The organism is Lactococcus cremoris subsp. cremoris NBRC 100676 (assembly GCF_001591705.1).
GTDB lineage: Bacteria > Bacillota > Bacilli > Lactobacillales > Streptococcaceae > Lactococcus > Lactococcus cremoris.
On the sequence record NZ_BCVK01000101.1, the window covers coordinates 1 to 2791 of the forward strand.

A 2791-nucleotide genomic window follows, 5' to 3' on the forward strand; every position below is an offset into this window, starting at 1 on the left:
TTACTGACGACGAACCAGATTTTACAAAATTATTTAAAAAATAAGCGCTGACGCATTTGTCAGTGCTTATTTTTTCAGAAGATAGCCGTTGGCACTTTAGCGCTTACGGATATACTCAAATGTCCATCAGTAACTTTTAAATTAATTTTTCTTTATGAATTTGTTCAAAAGTTTTTTCACCATCATTGAGTTTTTCCCAAATGACAACTTGTCCTTGTTTTCGAGATTTTGGTACATCGATAATCCGCTGATTTGATGACCCACGGAATTGGAGCATTAAGTTTTTCTTTGATAATTCAAAACGACCGTCAACTAAAATATCTAACAAATCAAGCATTTCTAATTTGTCATCTGTTTCAAGCAACATCTCTTCCCATGTATAACCTGTCCATGACCAAATATCTTTATCCGGTAACTCACGACGAATCCGTTTGAGCAAAGGAATCAAAAATGTCGTATTCAAGAAAGGTTCCCCACCAAGAAGCGTCAGTCCTTGGACATAAGGCTCGGCAAGGTCAGCCATAATTTTATCTTCAAGCTCTTTGGTATAGGGCGTTCCATAACGAAATGACCAAGTGGCTTGATTATAGCAGCCCTCGCAATGAAACATACAGCCACTCACATAAAGTGAGCAGCGCACCCCTTCACCATCAACGAAATTGAAGGGTTTATAATCTGCAATATAATTTTGTGAGAGTTCATCAGCTCTCCATTCTCCTGGTTTTGGATTGTTCATACTTATTTCTCCGCAAAATATTTTGATTTCGCTTCGTCAACTTCGACTGAATCAATTAAATTTCCATCGTTCAAAGCTCCGACAGAACCATTCATATGTTTTACACGTGATGAAATTTCTTTGTGACGACCATGAACCATTGGACGTGCTTGCGGATTTCCAAGATATCCACAAGTTCTTTTGACAACGTCACAGGTTTTAGGATCATCATTGCCACATTGTGGACATTTAAATCCACGTTCCGTTGCCGCAAAATCTCCTTCAAAGCCACAAGCATAGCAGTGGTCAATTGGTGCATTTGTTCCAAGATATCCAATACGATCGTAGGCAAAGTCCCAAACTGCTTCAAGAGCTTTCGGATTTTGTTGAAGAACAGGATATTCACAGTAATGAATGAATCCACCATTGGCATAAACAGGATAGTCTTTTTCAAACTCTAATTTTTCAAATGGAGTTGGATTTTTACGCACATCATAATGGAAAGAATTAGTATAGTAATCTTTGTCAGTAATATCTGCAACTGAACCGAATTTTTCTTTATCCATTCGGCAGAAACGGTCAGTTAAACTTTCTGACGGTGTTGAGTAAACAGAATAATGATAACCAGAGGCTTTAGACCAATCTTCACAATCTTCATGCATTCGTTTCACAATTTCAATTGTAAAAGCTTTAGCTTCAGGATTATTTTCCCAAGTTGGGCCATAAAAAGTAGTCGCCACTTCATAAAGTCCAATGTAACCTAAACTTACAGTTGACCGTTCTTTATTGTACAATTCATCAACTGAACCTTCGGCATCAAGGCGTCCCAATGCACCATTCATAAAGAGAATAGGTGCATTTTTAGGTTGTGCTTCTTTAGCACGTTCAACACGAAAGGCAAGCGCATCATGAGCAATTTCAATTCTTTCATTGAAGTTTTCCCAGAATTTTTCTTTATTTCCAGCGGCTTCAAGAGCAATACGTGGAAGATTAACTGTAACAACTCCAAGATTATTACGTCCAGCAGTCACGTCATTCCCATTTTCATCTCTCCAGCCTTGCAAGAATGAACGACAACCCATTGAAGCTTTAAATGAACCTGTTAATTCAACAATTTTATCATAGCTCAAAATATCAGGGTACATCCGTTTTGTTGAACATTCAAGTGCAAGTTCTTTGATGTCATAGTTTGGTGTCCCTACTTCGAGGTTAAGCCCACGTTTGAGTGTGAAAATTAATTTAGGGAAAATGGCAGTACGGTGTTCTGAACCTAAACCACCAATCCGGACATTCAAAATTGCTTTTTGAATTTCACGCGCATACCAATCGTCTCCAAGACCAAAACCAACCGTTACAAAAGGCGTTTGACCATTTGAAGTAAACAAAGTATTAATTTCATATTCTAAAGATTGCATTGCATCATAGATATCTTTGGCTGTTTTTTCACGAGCATAAGCTTCTTGTTTTTCAGCACCATCAATCCATTTTTGTACATCTTTTAAATGTTTTTTATAATTTAATTTCGCGTAAGGCGCCAATACTTCATCGGCACGGTCAAATGAACAACCACCATATTGTGAACTAGCCACATTAGCGATGATTTGACTGGCTTGCGCAGTTGCTGTTTGAATTGATTTTGGCGAATCTACTTGCGCATTTCCAAGTTTAAAACCATTTTCAAACATATTTTTAAAGTCAATCAAACAACAGTTAGCCATTGTAGTAAATGGACTATAATCAAGGTCATGATAATGAATATCACCTTTTTGGTGAGCATTTGCCACTTGTGGCGGAAGAAGTTTCAATCCAATTGCTTTGGAAACCGCACCAGCTGTCAAATCACGTTGAGTATTGAAAACGTTAGAGTCTTTATTGGCATTTTCATTAACGACAGTTTGGTCGCGATTAATTAATTTTTCAATCGTAAAATTGATATCCGTTGCTTTGGTACGGGCCAAATCACGGTTAGCACGATAAGAGATATATTCTTCAGCCAATTGAGTTTCACCAGACTCAAGGAGTTCTTGCTCAACAATTGATTGAATTTCATAAATTTTGACATTTTCAGAAAAACGA

The 2791-nt window shown here is 37.4% G+C and carries 2 protein-coding genes; both read right to left on the minus strand.

What is annotated here, in order from left to right; translation table 11 throughout:
- Positions 1-136: 136 nt before the first annotated feature.
- Positions 137-736: an anaerobic ribonucleoside-triphosphate reductase activating protein gene (nrdG, locus tag LLA01S_RS11805; protein WP_021215348.1), complete on the minus strand. Its 600-nt coding sequence runs from the start codon at positions 734-736 to the stop codon at positions 137-139.
- A 2-nt stretch (positions 737-738) separates the two neighbouring features.
- Positions 739-2791: anaerobic ribonucleoside-triphosphate reductase (gene nrdD, locus LLA01S_RS11810; protein WP_061778362.1), on the minus strand; the 2053-nt coding region annotated here is incomplete at its 5' end.

Coding starts and splice junctions, on each gene's coding strand:
- nrdG (WP_021215348.1), bottom strand. CDS start 736: ATGAACAATCCAAAACCAGGAGAATGGAGAGCTGATGAACTCTCACAA.